At 63.4% G+C, this 15,893-nt stretch carries 13 protein-coding genes; 5 read left to right on the forward strand and 8 right to left on the reverse strand.

Annotated features, from left to right (window positions below; translation table 11 throughout):
- The first annotated feature begins 16 nt into the window (after positions 1-16).
- The 3 genes from B0E51_RS11830 (at position 17) to B0E51_RS11840 (ending at position 3,046) form a co-directional block, all read left to right on the forward strand.
- Positions 17-1,534 carry a Ppx/GppA phosphatase family protein gene (locus B0E51_RS11830; protein WP_077445111.1) on the forward strand — a complete coding sequence of 506 codons (1,518 nt, stop codon included), beginning with the start codon at positions 17-19 and terminating at the stop codon, positions 1,532-1,534.
- A gap of 76 nt (positions 1,535-1,610) precedes the next feature.
- Complete coding sequence (locus tag B0E51_RS11835) at positions 1,611-2,309, forward strand: peptidylprolyl isomerase (RefSeq protein ID WP_077445112.1); 699 nt, start codon at positions 1,611-1,613, stop codon at positions 2,307-2,309.
- A gap of 8 nt (positions 2,310-2,317) precedes the next feature.
- The gene (locus B0E51_RS11840) at positions 2,318-3,046 is read left to right on the forward strand and encodes a UDP-2,3-diacylglucosamine diphosphatase (RefSeq protein WP_077445113.1); all 729 of its coding nucleotides are present in this window, start codon (positions 2,318-2,320) and stop codon (positions 3,044-3,046) included.
- A 37-nt stretch (positions 3,047-3,083) separates the two neighbouring features.
- Here B0E51_RS11840 and B0E51_RS11845 read toward each other — a convergent pair whose 3' ends face one another.
- The 6 genes from B0E51_RS11845 to B0E51_RS11870 form a co-directional block, all read right to left on the reverse strand.
- Complete coding sequence (locus B0E51_RS11845) at positions 3,084-4,331, reverse strand: cysteine desulfurase (RefSeq protein ID WP_077445266.1); 1,248 nt, start codon at positions 4,329-4,331, stop codon at positions 3,084-3,086.
- Between the two features lie 157 nt (positions 4,332-4,488).
- Positions 4,489-5,808: a Fe-S cluster assembly protein SufD gene (sufD, locus tag B0E51_RS11850; RefSeq protein WP_077445114.1), complete on the reverse strand. Its 1,320-nt coding sequence runs from the start codon at positions 5,806-5,808 to the stop codon at positions 4,489-4,491.
- Positions 5,805-6,557 (reverse strand): Fe-S cluster assembly ATPase SufC, encoded by a 753-nt coding sequence (sufC, locus tag B0E51_RS11855; RefSeq protein WP_077445267.1) that lies wholly within the window; start codon positions 6,555-6,557, stop codon positions 5,805-5,807. The genes sufD and sufC overlap by 4 nt, the downstream gene beginning before the upstream one ends.
- 2 nt (positions 6,558-6,559) lie before the next feature.
- Complete coding sequence (locus B0E51_RS11860; RefSeq protein WP_077445115.1) at positions 6,560-7,075, reverse strand: carboxypeptidase-like regulatory domain-containing protein; 516 nt, start codon at positions 7,073-7,075, stop codon at positions 6,560-6,562.
- A 112-nt stretch (positions 7,076-7,187) separates the two neighbouring features.
- On the reverse strand, positions 7,188-8,654 hold the full coding sequence (sufB, locus tag B0E51_RS11865; RefSeq protein WP_174570654.1) for a Fe-S cluster assembly protein SufB: 1,467 nt from the start codon (positions 8,652-8,654) through the stop codon (positions 7,188-7,190).
- An 8-nt stretch (positions 8,655-8,662) separates the two neighbouring features.
- The gene (locus B0E51_RS11870) at positions 8,663-9,136 is read right to left on the reverse strand and encodes an SUF system Fe-S cluster assembly regulator (RefSeq protein WP_077445117.1); all 474 of its coding nucleotides are present in this window, start codon (positions 9,134-9,136) and stop codon (positions 8,663-8,665) included.
- A gap of 240 nt (positions 9,137-9,376) precedes the next feature.
- Between B0E51_RS11870 and B0E51_RS11875 the strand changes: the two genes are divergently transcribed.
- Together B0E51_RS11875 and B0E51_RS11880 are read left to right on the forward strand one after the other, a co-directional pair.
- Positions 9,377-9,715, forward strand: a complete 339-nt coding sequence (locus B0E51_RS11875; protein WP_077445118.1) for a P-II family nitrogen regulator — start codon at positions 9,377-9,379, stop codon at positions 9,713-9,715.
- Complete coding sequence (locus B0E51_RS11880; RefSeq protein ID WP_143525906.1) at positions 9,705-11,030, forward strand: ammonium transporter; 1,326 nt, start codon at positions 9,705-9,707, stop codon at positions 11,028-11,030. Before B0E51_RS11875 ends, B0E51_RS11880 begins: the two co-directional genes overlap by 11 nt.
- 119 nt (positions 11,031-11,149) lie before the next feature.
- On the opposite strand, the gene B0E51_RS11885 is transcribed toward B0E51_RS11880, so the two are convergent.
- Together B0E51_RS11885 and B0E51_RS11890 are read right to left on the reverse strand one after the other, a co-directional pair.
- A complete protein-coding gene (locus tag B0E51_RS11885) occupies positions 11,150-13,900 on the reverse strand; it encodes a DEAD/DEAH box helicase family protein (RefSeq protein WP_077445120.1) in 2,751 nt (916 codons plus the stop codon).
- Positions 13,884-15,860, reverse strand: a complete 1,977-nt coding sequence (locus tag B0E51_RS11890) for a site-specific DNA-methyltransferase (protein WP_254424510.1) — start codon at positions 15,858-15,860, stop codon at positions 13,884-13,886. The genes B0E51_RS11885 and B0E51_RS11890 overlap by 17 nt, the downstream gene beginning before the upstream one ends.
- Positions 15,861-15,893 lie beyond the last annotated feature (33 nt).

Consider the following 15,893-nt stretch of genomic DNA (forward strand, 5'->3'; position numbering starts at 1 on the left):
TCCAGGGAGTGTTGGCGTGAGCCCAGCCGAACAGACACCCATCCGCGACGGCGAACTGATCGCAGCCGTGGACATGGGCTCGAACAGCTTCCACATGGTGGTGGCACGCATGGAACACGGCGAGCCACGCGTGATCGACCGGCTGCGCGATACCGTGCGGATGGCTGCCGGCCTGCGCGCCGACGGCACACTGGATGCGGAACGCCGCGCCCGGGCGTTGAATTGCCTGGCTCGTTTCGGCCAGCGCATCGCCGGCCTGCCCTCGATCCGGGTACGTGCGGTGGCAACCAACACCGTGCGTCGACTGGCCTCACCACAGGCGTTCCTGACCGCCGCCGAGGCCGCCCTCGGTCATCCGATCGAGGTCGTCTCGGGCCGCGAGGAGGGTCGCCTGATTTTCCTCGGTACCGCACACGATCTGCCCTCCTCGCGCGAGCCGCGCCTGGTCATCGACGTCGGCGGCGGCAGTACCGAATTCATCATCGGCCGCGGACTGGCGCCGTTGCACACCGAGAGTGTGCAGGCCGGCTGCATCGCCTCGACCCTGCGCTTCTTTCCGGGCGGCAAACTCAACCGCAAACGCTGGCAGCGCGCACGTAGCGAGATCGGCGTGCTGTTGCAGCAGTTTGCCGAGGATTACCGCGAATCGGGCTGGCAGGACGCGTACGGCTCGTCCGGCACCGCCAAGTCGATTGGCGCGGTGGTGCAGGCAATGAAGTTTTCCGATGACGGCATCACCCCGGCCTCGCTCGCTTCGCTGCGCGACGTGCTGATCGAACACGGCCAGATCGACACGCTCAAGCTGCCCGGCCTGGTCGAGGAACGCGCGCCGGTGATCGCCGGTGGCGTGGTGATCTTCGAGGCGGCATTTGCCGCGCTCGGCATCGAGCGGATGCGCGTGTGCGAGAGCTCGATGCGCGAAGGTCTGCTGTGGGATCTGCTCGGCCGCGCCGGCGGCAGCGACCCGCGTACTGCCAGCATCGACGCGCTGGCCACCCGCTACGGCGTGGATCGCGCGCAGGCACGTCGGGTGGAATCGACCGCCCTGATGTTCTTCGACCAGATTGCGCACTCATGGAAACTCGACGCCGATGCGCGCGAATGGCTGTCGTGGGCGTCCCGCGTGCATGAAATCGGTCTGGCCATCGCACACAGCCAACACCACCACCATGGTGCCTATATCCTGCGCCATGCCGATCTGGCCGGCTTTTCGCGGCAGGAACAGCAACTGCTGGCGGCGGTGGTCGAGATGCATCGGCGCAAGCCGGACCGTGCGGTGATCCTCGCGCTGCCGCAGCGCTATCGCCAGCTCGCCCGTTACACCACCGCTCTGCTGCGTCTGGCCGTACTGTTCCGCCGCGCCCGCCGCGCCGAATCGTTGCCGCCGATGCGGCTTGCAGCGAACAGCAAGTCCCTGCGACTGAAGCTGCCTATCGCCTGGCTTGAGCAGCACCCGCTCAGCGAAGCTGACCTGCAGCAGGAACAGGCGCCGATGGCGGAGCTGGGGTTGCGACTGGAACTCTCTGCCAGCTGATCGAAGCTCCGCATTCCCGAGCCACACCATGCCGCAGCCGCGTATCATGTGCGGACGTCCAGACTGTCTGATGCCCATGTTCAAGTCCCTGCTTGCCACCCTGCTGTTGCTCCTGCCGCTGACCCTGACGGCACAAACCGCCAAGCCGAAGCCGGCCGCCACGACGGCAACGCCGCAAGTACTGCTGCGTACCTCGCAAGGCGACATCACGCTGGAGCTGTATCCGGACAAGGCACCGAAGAGCGTGGCCAATTTCCTGCAGTACGTACGCGACGGCTTCTACGACGGCACCCTGATCCATCGGGCGATTCCCGGTTATCTGGTCCAGGGCGGCCTGTACACGCGCGACCTGCAGCCAAAGCGCACGCGCCCGGCGATCGTCAGCGAAGCCGACAACGGCCTGTCCAACCTGCGCGGCACATTGGCCGTCGCGCGTGGCGCCGATCCGAACTCCGGTACCGCACAGTTTTTCTTCAACCTGGTCGACAACCGCCGGCTGGATTTCGTCGGCAACCAGAGTGGCCTGACCTGGGGCTATACGGTGTTCGGCAAGGTGCTCAAGGGCATGGACGTGGTCGACAAGATCGCCGCCATGCCCACCCACGCGCTCGGCCCGTTTGCCGGCGACGTACCGAATCCGCTGGTGCTGATCGAGAGCGCGCACGTGATCGGCGAGGAGATACCGGTTCCAGCCGCCAGCGCCAGGGCACCTGCGGTAACGACACCGGCGACCAAGACCAACCGGAAACCCACCAAGCCCAACGGCAACGGTTGATCGTCACGATGGCAACGCTGTTCATCTCCGACCTGCATCTGGATCCGGCTCGGCCACAGATCACCACGCTGTTCGAAAACTATCTGGCCGGTGACGAGGTGCGCCACGCGGATGCGTTGTATATCCTCGGCGACCTGGTCGAAGCCTGGATCGGCGACGACGATGACGCCGAACTGCCGCGGCGCATCGCCGAAGCCACCCGCGCGGTGCACGACGCCGGCGTGCCGGTCTACTTCATGGTCGGCAACCGCGACTTCCTGCTCGGCGAGGCGTTCGCCCGGCGTGCCGGCATGACCCTGCTTGATGATGGCGCCGTGCACGGCGTCCAGGGTCGACGCACCCTGCTGATGCATGGGGACGTGCTGTGCACCGACGACGTGGCCTACCAGGCTGTGCGCCAGCAGGTACGCAACCCGCAATGGCAGGCGCAGATCCTGGCGATGCCGCTGGAGGCGCGTCGCGCCTTCGCCGCGCAGGCGCGTGAGGACAGCCGCAAACATACCGGCAGCACGATGGAAAGCATCATGGACGTGAATGCCGCAGCCGTGGCCAACGCCATGCGCCAGGCCGGCGTGACGCGGCTGATCCACGGACATACGCATCGCCCTGCAGCGCATGCCTTCGAACTCGACGGCCTGCCGGCCGAGCGAATCGTGCTCGGCGACTGGTACGAGCAGGGCTCGGTACTGCGAGTGACTGCAGATGACGTGGTGTTGCGCGGACTCGCGACCGCCTGACCGGGATATATCGCCTGATCGCTATCCGGCGACAGCCTCACATCAGCAGCGTGCGCACCTTGAGCAGGGCGACGATGAACGCGTCGATCTCCTCGCGCGTGTTGTAGAACGCCAGCGAAGCGCGCAGCGTGGCGGGCACGCCATAGAACTGCATCAGCGGGTGTGCGCAGTGATGGCCGGAGCGCACGGCGATGCCCTGCAGATCGAGCAGAGTCGCCATATCGGTGGCCTGCGCGCCCTCCAGCAGGAACGAGATCACTGGCTCCTTTTCCTTCGCCTCGCCGAAGATGCGCAGCCCGGGAATCTCGCGCAGCCGCTCGGTGGCATAGGCGAGCAGGTTCTGCTCCCATGCGTGGATCGCTTCGAAACCCACCGAATGGTAGTAGTCGATCGCTGCCGCCAGGCCGACGAAGCCTGCGATGTTAGGTGTGCCGGCCTCGAACTTGTGCGGCGGCGCGGCGAACGTGGTGCCGCTGAAACGCACCTCGCGGATCATCTCGCCGCCGCCGAAGAACGGCGGCATCGACTCCAGGTGTTCGCGCTTCGCCCATAGCGCACCGGTGCCGGTCGGGCCGAGCATCTTGTGCCCGGTGATCGCGTAGAAATCGCAGCCAAGCGCCTGCACGTCGACCGGCCGATGCGGCACGGCTTGAGATCCGTCGACCAGCAACGCGATGCCGCGCTTTTTGCACTCGCGTGCGATTTCGCGCACCGGATTGACCGTGCCCAACACGTTGGAGACATGGCTGACGCAGGCCAGCTTCACGTCCGGCGTCAGCATCTCGATGTACTTCTCGACGATCAGCTCGCCGCGCTCGTCGATCGGCGCCGCCTTGACCGTGGCGCCGCTGCGTGCGGCGACCAGCTGCCAGGGCACGATGTTGGCATGGTGCTCCATGACCGTGGTGAGGATCGCGTCGCCGGGCTGCAGCCGCGGCAGCGCGTAGCTGTATGCAACCAGGTTGATCGACTGGGTGGTGCCGGAGGTGAGGATCAGTTCGTTGCGTGACGTCGCATTGATGAAACCTGCCAGCTTGTCGCGCGCGCCTTCGTACGCCGCGGTGGCTTCCTCGCCGAGCTGGTGCACGGCACGCGCCACGTTCGCGTTGTGCTCGCGGTAGTGCGCGTTCACCGCCTCGATCACCGACAGCGGCTTCTGGCTGGTGTTGGCATTGTCGAGGTATACCAGCGGCTTGCCATGCACGCTGCGTGCGAGCAGCGGGAAATCCGCGCGGATGCGCTGAACGTCGAAAACCGTGGGAGTTGCGACTTGTGGTGCGGTCATCTTCGACGCTTCCATAGGTGGCTCCTTAGGTGGCTCCCTCCCCTGCCTGCCCCAAAGGGACTTCCTTCGGTCGCAGAGGAGGGTTGGAGTGGGGTCGCTCTTCGCAAGAGCGTCACCCCCTCCCGACCTCCCCCTGCAAACAGGGGGAGGAGAAAAATCATGCAGGCAATTGCGCGACCAACAGTCCCGACAGATGCTCGCGCAACGCCTCGTTCGGCAGATCATCCAGCACCGCGCGACAGAACGCGGCGGTGAGCAGCGCACGCGCTTCCGCCAGCGGAATCCCGCGCGAACGCAGATAGAACAGCGAGCGTTCATCGAGCTGACCGACAGTGGCACCGTGCGCGGCCTTCACCTCGTCGGCATAGATTTCGAGTTCCGGCTTGGTGTCGATCTCGGCGCCCGGCGACAGCAGCAGGTTCTTGTTGCTGAGGCTGGCGTCGCTGCCATCGGCACCGGGCGCCACCACGATCGCGCCACGGAACACGCCACGCGCGCGGTCGTTGGCCACACCGCGCCAGGTCGAGGTGGACCTAGTGTTCAACGCCTGGTGACGGATCGCCAGCTGGGTATCGATATGCTGGCGACCGTGCGGCATGAACACACCGCGGGTATCGAAGCATGCGCCGTCGCCGACCAGCTCGGCGCGCAGGTCGTGGCGCACCAGGGCACCACCGAGCTCCAGCGCATGCAGCATCGCGTGTGCACGCGCGTGCAGGCGCACGCTGCTGCGGCGAATCAGGCTGGTGGCAATCGCGACGTTCTGCACTACGGCGTGATGCAGTTGGGCGCCTTCGTGCAGTTCGATGTCGCTGACCACGGTGGCCAGCTGCGCCGGCTCGGCATCGGAAACATGCTGCTCGATCAGGCTCAGGTCGGCACCTTCGCCCAGCTCGATCACGTTGCGCAGGTGCCAGGCGAGTTCGACGTCGGCAGCGGCACCGACGAATACCAGCTGCACCGGTGCAGCGACCTTCACGCCAGCGGCAACACGCAGCATCACACCATCGGCAGCACTGGCGGCGTTGATCCGGGTAAACGCGTCTCCCACTTCGCGGGCATCACCGATCAAAGCCGGCCGCGACAGCACGAAGCGCAACGGCTCCGGGTCATCGTGCAATGCCTGCGACAGCGGCTGCAGGGTCAATCCGGCCGGCAACGCATCAAGTGCGGACAGATCGGCCCGGAACACGCCGTTGACGAAGACCAGTCGCGGTCCGTCGACACCGGGCAACGCGAACGTCGAGGCAGCCACCGCACGCAAGGCCGCACCATCATCGCCATGGGTAAAGCGGCGCTGGCCGAGCGCACGCAGGGCAGTGTATTTCCACGCTTCCACCCGCGTATCGGGCAGGCCGGCGGCGGCAAACGCCGCACGATTCTCATGCCTTGCCGCATCGAGCCAGGCGATGCCGCTGGCCGGCAGCGGCACATCGAGCAGGGACTCGACCAACGGCAGCGGTGCCGACTGGCTCATGCCGCGGCCCCCTCGCCGAGGCCGGCATAACCGTGTTCTTCCAGCTTCAGCGCCAGCGACTTGTCGCCGCTTTCGACGATGCGGCCATCGGCCAGCACGTGCACGAAATCCGGTACCACGTAGTCGAGCAGACGCTGATAGTGGGTGATCATCAGGAACGCGCGATCGGGCGAGCGCAGTGCATTGACGCCATCGGCGACATGTTTGAGCGCGTCGATGTCCAGGCCCGAATCGGTCTCGTCAAGGATCGCCAGTTGCGGCTCCAGCACCGCCATCTGGAAGATCTCGTTGCGCTTCTTCTCGCCACCGGAGAAGCCTTCGTTGACCGCGCGGTGCAGCAGCTCGTCGGAGATCTGCATCACCTTCAGCTTCTCGCGCACCAGCTTGAGGAACTGCATCGAATCGAATTCCTTTTCGCCACGTGCCTTGCGCTGCGCATTGAAAGCCGCGCGCAGGAAGTAGGTGTTGTTGACGCCGGGAATCTCCACCGGGTACTGAAACGCCAGAAATACGCCCGCGGCGGCGCGCGCCTCCGGCTCCAGCGCCAGCAGGTCGATGCCGTCATAGGTCACGCTACCGGAAGTGACCTCGTAGCCGTCGCGGCCGGACAGCACATTGCCCAGTGTCGACTTGCCAGCGCCGTTCGGGCCCATGATTGCGTGCACTTCACCCGCATTTACGCTGAGGCTGAGCCCCTTGAGGATTTCCTTGCCCTCGACGCGGGCGTGCAGGTTTTCGATGATCAGCATGCTCATTTCTTCTTTTTCTCGATCAATTGCAGGATGCACGGGCCATTGCCCATGATCGCGAGGTCACCATCGATCACACTGGATTTCGCGTCTACCGAGAGGTCACACAAGGCGGAAATCGGCGCTTTCGGCACATCGCCCAGCATGGTCGGGTCCGAAAGCCATCCGGCGCGCCAGGTCTTGGCGTCGGTGGAAAGGCGCAAGCCCCACGGCACGGTGTGCAGATCCACACTGACCAGGGGAATCGCCGCCTTCTTCTTCGTCACGCGATAGAGCGGCCCCACGGTGAAATGCCCCTGCTCATCCGTCACCGCCTCGTCCTTGAGCGCGTCGGGCGCGGGAACACCGGTGTCATTGAGCACATCGGCCAGTTGCACGTGGACACCTGGCACGGGAACACCTGCGCGGGTCACGGTACCGCTGATCTGCGGCGCGGTGAGATCGTGGTGCTTGACCGGAATGCAGCCGGAGAGTGCTGCTGCCGCAGCGATCATCAGCACGCTGGTAAGCAATTTCATGCTGTGGTTCCTTGGATTTTCCCGAGACATGGAGGGGTTGAGTATCGACAGGCTCATGACAGCGCCCGGACCAGAAGGTGCCTGCCGCGCTGCATGGCACTGCAGACCTTCATCAGCCCACCGCTCCTTCCAGCGACACTTCCAGCAGCTTCTTCGCCTCCACCGCGAACTCCATCGGCAGTTCGCGGAACACCTGCTTGCAGAAGCCGTCAACGATCATCGACACGGCGTCTTCCTCGCTGATTCCGCGCGAGCGGCAATAGAACATCTGGTCGTCGGAGATCTTCGAGGTGGTCGCCTCGTGCTCAACGATTGCGGTCGGGTTCTTCACTTCCATGTACGGGAAGGTATGCGCGCCGCACTTCTTGCCGATCAGCAGGGAATCGCACTGGGTGTAGTTGCGCGCGCCCTCGGCGCCCTTCTCCATCTTGACCAGACCGCGATAGCTGTTGGAACTGCGTCCGGCGCTGATGCCCTTGGCGACGATCTTCGACTTGGTGTATTTGCCGAGGTGGATCATCTTGGTGCCGGTGTCGGCCTGCTGGTAGTGATGGGTCAGCGCGACTGAGTAGAACTCGCCGACCGAGCGGTCGCCGCGCAACACCACGCTGGGGTATTTCCAGGTGATCGCCGAACCGGTTTCCACCTGCGTCCAGGAAATCTTCGAATCGTCGCCGCGGCAGTCGCCGCGCTTGGTGACGAAGTTGTAGATGCCGCCGACGCCGTTCTCGTCGCCGGGATACCAGTTCTGCACGGTGGAATATTTGATCTGCGCTTTTTCCAGCGCCACGAGCTCCACCACCGCCGCATGCAGCTGGTTCTCGTCGCGCTTCGGCGCGGTGCAACCTTCTAGATAGGAGACGTGGCTGCCTTCCTCGGCGACGATCAGGGTGCGTTCGAACTGGCCGGTGTTCTGCGCATTGATGCGGAAGTAAGTGCTCAATTCCATCGGGCAGCGCACGCCCTTCGGGATGAACACGAAGCTGCCATCGGAGAACACCGCCGAGTTCAGCGCGGCGAAGAAGTTGTCGCCGGTTGGCACCACGCTGCCCAGGTATTTGCGCACGATTTCCGGGTATTCGCGGATCGCCTCGCTCATCGAGCAGAACAGCACGCCGGCTTCGGCCAGTTGCTTGCGGAACGTGGTGCCGACCGAGACCGAGTCGAATACCGCGTCCACCGCCACGCCGGCCAGCGCCGCGCGTTCGTGCAGCGGGATGCCCAGTTTTTCGTAGGTTTCCAGGAGCGCCGGATCGACTTCGGCCAACGATTTCGGACCGGCCTTGGGCGCGGCGTAGTAGCTGATCGCCTGATAGTCGATCGGATCGATGTTGAGCTTGGCCCAGTCCGGTTTCGGCATGGTCAGCCAGTGCCGGTAAGCTTCCAGCCGCCACTCGGTCATCCACTCAGGCTCCTGCTTGATCGCAGAAATCTGGCGGACGGTTTCCTCGCCCAAGCCCGGCGGCAGGCCGGTCATCTCGATCTCGGTGACGAAGCCGGCCGCGTAACTACGGCCAAGCGCCTCAGCGACCTCGGCGTTGTCGCGAAGCGTGGTGCTGGCGCTGCTTTCGTTGATCATGCTGCTGTTCATTCGGTGGTGGCCTCGCCGGTTTTCACGGTGACCGCAATCTTTTGGCGCTGATTCAAGGAGGCTGACGGCAACGGCTTGAGCATTTCGGCCAGGCTGACTGCGCGCAGGGTTTGGTCCAGCACGCTGTTGATCCGCTGCCAGCTGCCGCGCACGCCGCACTGTGATTCGCGATCGCATTGGCCTTCGCCTGCGCTGCACTCGGTCATGCCGATCGGGCCTTCCAGTGCCTCGACAATTTCGGCCAGCGAAATCTCGCTGGCCGGTCGCGCCAGCCGATAACCGCCGTTGACACCGCGGAACGAGTCAACCAGCGCGGCGTGACCAAGCGCCTTCAGCAACTTGCTCACCGTCGGCAATTCCAGATGCGTTTCGTCGGCGATCTGCACCGTGCTGAGCACGTCATCCGGATGCGCGGCGATGCAGGTCATCACCACGGTGGCGTAATCGGTGAGTCGGCTGACGCGGAGCATGAATGCGCTCGGGCCCGGGGGCTTGAATCGGGACTAAAATGGTACTGATTTGGCGCCGTGTGGTCAATTCAACCGAACGCACCAATATCGGGCAATGCTCCTCGATCATCGCTCACTTATCGTGCATCGAACCCGATCGGTGCAATGCAAGCCACTGAAATCATGAGTCACGCCTGACCCTGACGCGATGGCACGCATCGTGCTGCATCGCAATAAGACACCATCATCAGGGAGCACGCCATGAAGTGGATTACGGCCATCATCAAGCCGTTCACGCTGGACGACGTGCGCGAGGCGCTGGCCGAGGCCGGCGTCCAAGGCATGACGGTGACCGAGGTGAAGGGCTTCGGTCGCCAGCACGGACACACCGAGCTGTACCGCGGTGCCGAATACGTGGTCGATTTCCTGCCCAAGCTGAAGATCGAGGTGGCGGTAGCCGACGATCGCCTCGACCACGCGATCGAGGCGATCAGCAACGCCGCACGCACCGGCAAGATCGGCGACGGCAAGATCTTTGTTGGCGAACTCGACCAGGTGATCCGCATCCGCACGCAGGAGGTCGATGCCGATGCGCTCTAAATCCTTACTCACCGCCGGCGCCGGCGTGGCCATCCTGCCTTTGTCCGCCGCCGCGCAAACCGCTGCTCCTGCCGTGCTCGACCACGGCGACACTGCCTGGATGATCGTCGCCAGCATGCTGGTGCTGATGATGACGATCCCAGGCGCTGCGTTGTTCTATGGCGGCATGGTGCGCACGAAGAACCTGCTCTCGGTGATGATGCAGTGCTTCGCGATCACTGCCCTCGTCACCGTGCTGTGGATGCTCTACGGCTACTCACTGGCCTTCAGCACCGAAGGCATGCATGCCGGCGTGACGAACTGGCATTCGTTCATCGGTGGCCTGGATCGCGTCATGCTCGCCGGGCTGAAACCCGACACGCTGTACCAGACGGTGCCGGAAAGCGTGTTCGTGATGTTCCAGCTGACCTTCGCAATCATCACCCCGGTGCTGATCATCGGCGCCTATGCCGAGCGCATGAAATTCAGCGCGATGCTGTGGTTCAGCGGACTGTGGCTGACCTTCGTCTACCTGCCGGTGGCGCACATGGTGTGGAGCGGCCCCGGCTCGCTGCTCGGTGACCTCGGCGTGCTCGATTTCGCCGGCGGCACCGTGGTGCACATCAACGCCGGCATCGCCGGTCTGGTCGCCTGCCTGGTGATCGGCAAGCGCCGCGGCTGGCCGCAGACCCACATGCCACCGCACAACCTCGGCTACACCGTGATCGGCGCCAGCCTGCTGTGGCTGGGCTGGTTCGGTTTCAACGCCGGTTCGGCGGTGGCGGCGAACGGCAGTGCCGGCATGGCCATGCTGGTGACCCAGATCGCCACCGCCGCCGCCGCGATCGGCTGGGTCACGGTGGAATGGGCCATCCATCGGCGCGCCAGCGTACTGGGCATCGCCTCCGGCGCGGTGGCCGGCCTCGTCGCGATCACGCCGGCGGCGGGAACGGCAGGGCCGGCCGGCGCCCTGTTCATCGGCTTCGTCGCCGGCACCGTGTGCTTCTTCACCGCCACGCGACTCAAGCACAAGCTGGGCTATGACGACTCACTGGACGTGTTCGGCGTGCACGCGATCGCCGGCATCATCGGCGCCCTGCTCACCGGCCCGTTCGCCGCGCCGACGCTGGGCGGCTTCGGCGCAGTGACGTCGCCACTGCTGCAACTGTGGATCCAGGCCAAGGGCGTGGGCTTCACCATCGTCTGGAGCGCGGTGCTCAGCTGGGGCATCCTGAAACTGCTCGACCGCACCATCGGGCTGCGCGTCGATGCCGAACAGGAACAGATGGGCCTGGACATCGCCGAGCACGAGGAGCGCGCCTACAACCTGACGTGACGCTGCCGAATGGACGGCGGCGGATCACATGCCGCCGTCCAGCGCCAAGCCGCCCTGCGACTGTGCCATGGGTGCGACACGGGCACGCGAGATGGCGGCAACTTCGTCACCAGTGGATGCTATCCATTTGCTACGCGGATCCCGGCATTTGCTGTGGTGCTGGTGAAGTCCACTGCGCCGCGCGGCGCTACTGCGAAGTGTTTGGTCGCAAACCGGATTCGCATGGCCTCGTCCCATTCCAGATCGTCGAGGTTGAGCGTGTCCTTGGTTTCGCGCACCAGGTAAAGGTGTTCCTCGCCGTCGCGTTCGAACACGATGGCCCAATCCGGCGAATACTCGCCCACCGGTGTTTTCACGCGGAAGCGGCGTGGCAGTTTGGTGAATAGCTTTACCGTGCCACGGTGGTTTTCCAGCAATTCGGCGAAGGATTTTTCCACCAAACTGTCGTAGTCCACGTAGTCGTGAAGGTTGGCGCCGTCGATTGGTGCCTCTGCCACTCCCGACGATGGCGTTGGCTGCCCTGGTACGGCCAGCGGCTTGTTCTTGGTTTCGCTATCCAGAAACACCACGTTGGCGTCCCACCAGTGGGCTTCGTCCACGGGAACGTACTCGATGTTTTGAACCATCTGTTCGATGACCGCAGTGCGGATCACATGGGCGACGATGCGCGCCCAGTATCCCGGATCATGGATGGCGCCGGCCCGATAGTGCGTCGGAATGGCCGACAAGATCGCCACTACGGTCGGCCGGGTCAGCTGCAGGGGAAACTTGCCGTGCTGGAGTTGGTCTTCGACCATCTGAACCACATTGGGCAACCGATGTCCAGCCAGAACCACGCGCTCGCCGGAGGTTTCCGCAACAGTCACATCAGTGGTGATGACCTTGCCGCGGTCGTCGTATACCAGATCTGCGCTCTGAACCACGTTGGCTCGCCGCTGGATGTTTCGCAGGTTGTCCAGGTGCTCGTGCGTGGCCACGGTCGCGGCCAGCGTGGCTTCGTCCACGCGCTCGATGCGATACACGGCCCGGTAACGAATACGCTGCCACAACGCGGCAAACTCGGGGCTTTGGAACTTGTCCGGCCGCAGGTGGATGGTAACGATGTGATCTTCGTTTTCCACGTCCGGCCGGTCGCCAGCACCGCCGTACTCGGCGTTGAGACCATCGCGAAACTCGCTGAAGCTCTCGTCCACCACCAAGGTCAGGCGGTTGGTCGCTTCGTCTTGCACGCGGTTGCCGTTTTGATCCACCGGCAGGCGCAGGCCGCGCCCGATTTGTTGCCGGCGCTCAGTATCGGATCGGGTGTGTCGCAGGAACCCGATCTGGAATACGTTCGGATTATCCCAACCTTCGCGTAACGCCGAGTGCGAAAAAATGAAAGCGCGCGGGTTGGTCAAATCCAGCAGTTTTTCCTTGTTGGTGATGATCTCGTCGTAGGCCCGCGCCTCGAACCCTTCTTCGCTCGCCTTGCCGCTGGTGTCCTTGTAAATCCCGGTCTTCGTTGATGGGAAGTAGTGGACACGCAATGTCGCCGGATCGGGCATGGCAGCGGCCGGTCGCCCGGATCGTGCCCATTCCTCGCGGAACAGCGCATCGAACATCGCCGGCAGGGTCGCGACGTTGCCGATGTAGTCGGCGACGCGCTCCACAAAGAACAGCGACAGCACTTTAAGGCCCTGCCCGCGCTGCTCCACATCCGCCTGTTTTTGCAGGTGTGCGCGGATGGTGTGGCGTACCTGATCGCGCCAGACCGACAAGCCGTCCACGCCCAAGGTTTGGCCAGTGGCCAGTGTTACGCCGTTCTCAAACCGCAGTTCCGACCGAGTCATGCTTTCAATGATGTAGCCCTGGTATTGGGCCAACCCGCCGCTTTCGTCCTGCACGTCGGTCCCCGGCGCCAACACCACGGTTTGGCGATCACCAACAGCCGCGTCGATGACCAGTTCGGCCAGCCAGCGCGTGGTCCCTCGCAGGGCTCTGGAACGGATTCCCATGAGGTGTAGGTATGGCTGACCGCTGGCACCAGCGACCACGCCCTTCACGCTCACGTGCTTCACCAAACCCAGTTCCGCCGCACGCTTGGCGGACAGGCGATGAACCAGGTTGTACGGATCGCGGTGCGTGGCGCTGTACCGCAGGGCCACCAACGGATTGAGGGTGGCAATCGTTTTCCGGCGTTTGGATGTACCCATGTTTTGGGGTTCGTCGATCAGCACCACCGGCCGCAGCTGGGCCAGTTGAGCGATCCCGGTGGCTTCTCTGTTCCAGAGGTTGGCCTGTTCCGGCGAGGCATACAAGGTATTGCTCGCTGGCTTGTCCAGCGAGCTGATGCCGGCCACCAGGAACTGCACGTTGGACGATGGGTCGGCGAAGTCCGGTACCGCCTGGCTGTCTCCCAGCACACGCCACTGGTAATCCAGGTGGGGGTACTTGGCCCGGAAGTGTTCGCGGGTCTGTTCAAAGGTCTTCACCACACCGGCCCGGATGGCCACGGTGTGAACCAGGATGACGAACTTCCGCACGCCGTAGGTCTCGGCCAAGCGCAGCGCCGTGGCAATGTAGACGTATGTCTTGCCGGTGCCCGTTTCCATCTCCACCGAGAAGTTGGGGAAGTCCCGGGGCTGTTCCAGCAGATCGGTTTCTTCCATCAGGATCAGGGTGTCCTGTACCTCGACGGTTTCCCGGGTGGTCACGGCCAGCAGATTCTGGGCCAGCACCGAGCGATCAAGCTGAAATCCGGCATGGCCGGCCGCGCCGGACGCTTGGCCGATCACCCCCTGAGGCGGTACCAAGGCGCCGCCCTCGAACAGATCCACGACGGATTCGATGGCTTGGGCCTGATGCGGCTGGTCGTCAAATCGAAACTTCATGCGCCAACCTTTCCAGCATGATGAGTTTCGAACGCAGCCGCGGGGCCAGCGTCAGAGTCAGGGCATCATCAACCCGATCCCCACGCAAGATCAGGGTGTCGTCACCCGTCTCGCGCAGTTTCACTGCCGCGGCTGTGACTGAGGTGAAACGATCCAGACAAACCAGCAGGCGCTCGCCAGCGGCGTTCTGGAAGGCGTACACGATCGCCCCGCCGGCTTCGGTGCGAGTCAGCATTTCGTCCAGTCGTGTGGCGCTGGCCTTGAGGGCTACTTCCCACGCCAAAGCGTCGGGACTCGCGTCGTCCTTCACTGGGGGCTGCCCGGCCTGGGTCAGCATCAGGGCGTACTGCGCGCTTTCGGCCTGCCCAGCCTGAGCCACGACCGGCGCTTCCACAGCCAGCCCAGTTTCCCGGGCGCGGAATACACGGAAACCCAATCCACCGCCGATCTCTTCCGCCGCCCGTCGCAGACGCTCGGCGATAATTTCGAAGATGGTGACGTAACCGGCGGCTATGGCGTTCCTGCCGGTTTCGGTGGTTTCGTCTGGTTTCTCCGGGCGCTGCACCAGTACCCAGTGTCGGGTTTTGCCGTCGCACGGGTTCTGCTCCCAAATAGCCTGACCTGTAGATCCGGAACCGGCAAAGAAATCCAGCACCAGATCACCATCATCGGTGATGGCATGGATCAGTCGAGCCAGCACGTCAGTGGCCTTAGGGTCGTCAAAGACCTCAGCGCTCATCAGGGTATTGAGCGCCGACGACGCTCCACTTCGATCACGGTAGAACGACGAAGCCGGCGCCCAGTATTCCTGCTCGTGCAGATATTTTTTAATACGGATTCGCTTGGCACGTCCGCTGGGATACAGCAGTCGTCCGGCTTGATCGAGTTGCTCCATACGAGTCAATTCGTAACGCCAGCCATTTTCTGGCGGCTCGTAGCCCTTGAAGTTGTAGATCAAGTTTTCGCGATAATTCGGACTGGAGCTGTTGTCCGAAGTCCACACACCGCCTTGGTCGATGTGGTTGTAGTGCTCGTGTTGCTTGGCAGGATTGCCTTCAGGCAGATCCTTGAACCACGCGCGCAGTTCTCCCTTGGCTGCATCGAAGGCGGTTCCGTGCTTTTCAAGCAGTCCCTTTTCCTTGGCATAGACCGCTTCCAATCCGGTCTTCCGTTCGCGCCAACGTATATCCAGATCTTTCAGTTGCTGGCGGTTTTTCGCATACACCAAGATGTAGTCCTGGCCGCCTGCAGTCAACTTGGCGTCACCTTTTCGACCTCCCTGCCACGTCATCATGTCCACAAAGTTTTCCGCGCCGAACACCGCGTCCAGCAGCAGCCGCAAGTGGTGAACTTCATTGTTGTCGATGCTGGCCAGGAACACGCCGTCCTTGCGCAGCAGGTGACGTGCCGCCACCAGGCGCGGGAACATCATGGTCAGCCACGGTGCGTGCTTCCGGCCCTTGGTTTCCTTCTTGCTGGTGGTCGCGCCCTGGTCGTCCACCTGGCCAGTGTCACGCAGGTATTCGGCCTCCGGAACCGAGAAATCGTCGTTGTAGGTGAAGGTGTCACCGGTGTTGTACGGGGGGTCGATGTAGATCAGCTTGAAGGCACCGGTGTAGCCGTTCTTCAGCAGCTTGAGCACCTGCAGGTTGTCGCCTTCGATCAGAACGTCCCGAGCGTCATCCCATCGCACCGACGCCTGCACATCCGGGATCAGCGTGGCCGTGGTCGGTGTGCGGGCGTCTTGCCGTGCCTGTTCAATACCTGGCCAGGAAAAAGCAAAAGCCGATTTGGTTTCTTCGCCCAAGCCAAGTGCATCAAGCAAGGCGATGCGGTCAAGTTCGCCATCGAGGAAGGCTGCAGGCAGAAGTTCTCGTAACTGCGCCAGTAGTTCCGTGTGCCCATCTGATGTTTCGGATGGTACGCAACGGACTTCGCTCAGGAGATTTTTAATCACCACCGAATCACTCCGCATCGAAGTGACTCAATGACG

The sequence above is a fragment of the Rhodanobacter sp. C05 genome (assembly GCF_002001165.1).
Lineage (GTDB): Bacteria > Pseudomonadota > Gammaproteobacteria > Xanthomonadales > Rhodanobacteraceae > Rhodanobacter.

What these genes read in the sequence shown, in the direction of transcription:
- B0E51_RS11835 (WP_077445112.1), top strand. Translation starts at nt 1,611, where the DNA reads ATGTTCAAGTCCCTGCTTGCCACCCTGCTGTTGCTCCTGCCGCTGACC.
- B0E51_RS11840 (WP_077445113.1), top strand. Translation starts at nt 2,318, where the DNA reads ATGGCAACGCTGTTCATCTCCGACCTGCATCTGGATCCGGCTCGGCCA.
- B0E51_RS11845 (WP_077445266.1), bottom strand. Translation starts at nt 4,331, where the DNA reads ATGACCGCACCACAAGTCGCAACTCCCACGGTTTTCGACGTTCAGCGC.
- sufD (WP_077445114.1), bottom strand. Translation starts at nt 5,808, where the DNA reads ATGAGCCAGTCGGCACCGCTGCCGTTGGTCGAGTCCCTGCTCGATGTG.
- sufC (WP_077445267.1), bottom strand. Translation starts at nt 6,557, where the DNA reads ATGCTGATCATCGAAAACCTGCACGCCCGCGTCGAGGGCAAGGAAATC.
- B0E51_RS11860 (WP_077445115.1), bottom strand. Translation starts at nt 7,075, where the DNA reads ATGAAATTGCTTACCAGCGTGCTGATGATCGCTGCGGCAGCAGCACTC.
- sufB (WP_174570654.1), bottom strand. Translation starts at nt 8,654, where the DNA reads ATGATCAACGAAAGCAGCGCCAGCACCACGCTTCGCGACAACGCCGAG.
- B0E51_RS11870 (WP_077445117.1), bottom strand. Translation starts at nt 9,136, where the DNA reads ATGCTCCGCGTCAGCCGACTCACCGATTACGCCACCGTGGTGATGACC.
- B0E51_RS11875 (WP_077445118.1), top strand. Translation starts at nt 9,377, where the DNA reads ATGAAGTGGATTACGGCCATCATCAAGCCGTTCACGCTGGACGACGTG.
- B0E51_RS11880 (WP_143525906.1), top strand. Translation starts at nt 9,705, where the DNA reads ATGCGCTCTAAATCCTTACTCACCGCCGGCGCCGGCGTGGCCATCCTG.
- B0E51_RS11885 (WP_077445120.1), bottom strand. Translation starts at nt 13,900, where the DNA reads ATGAAGTTTCGATTTGACGACCAGCCGCATCAGGCCCAAGCCATCGAA.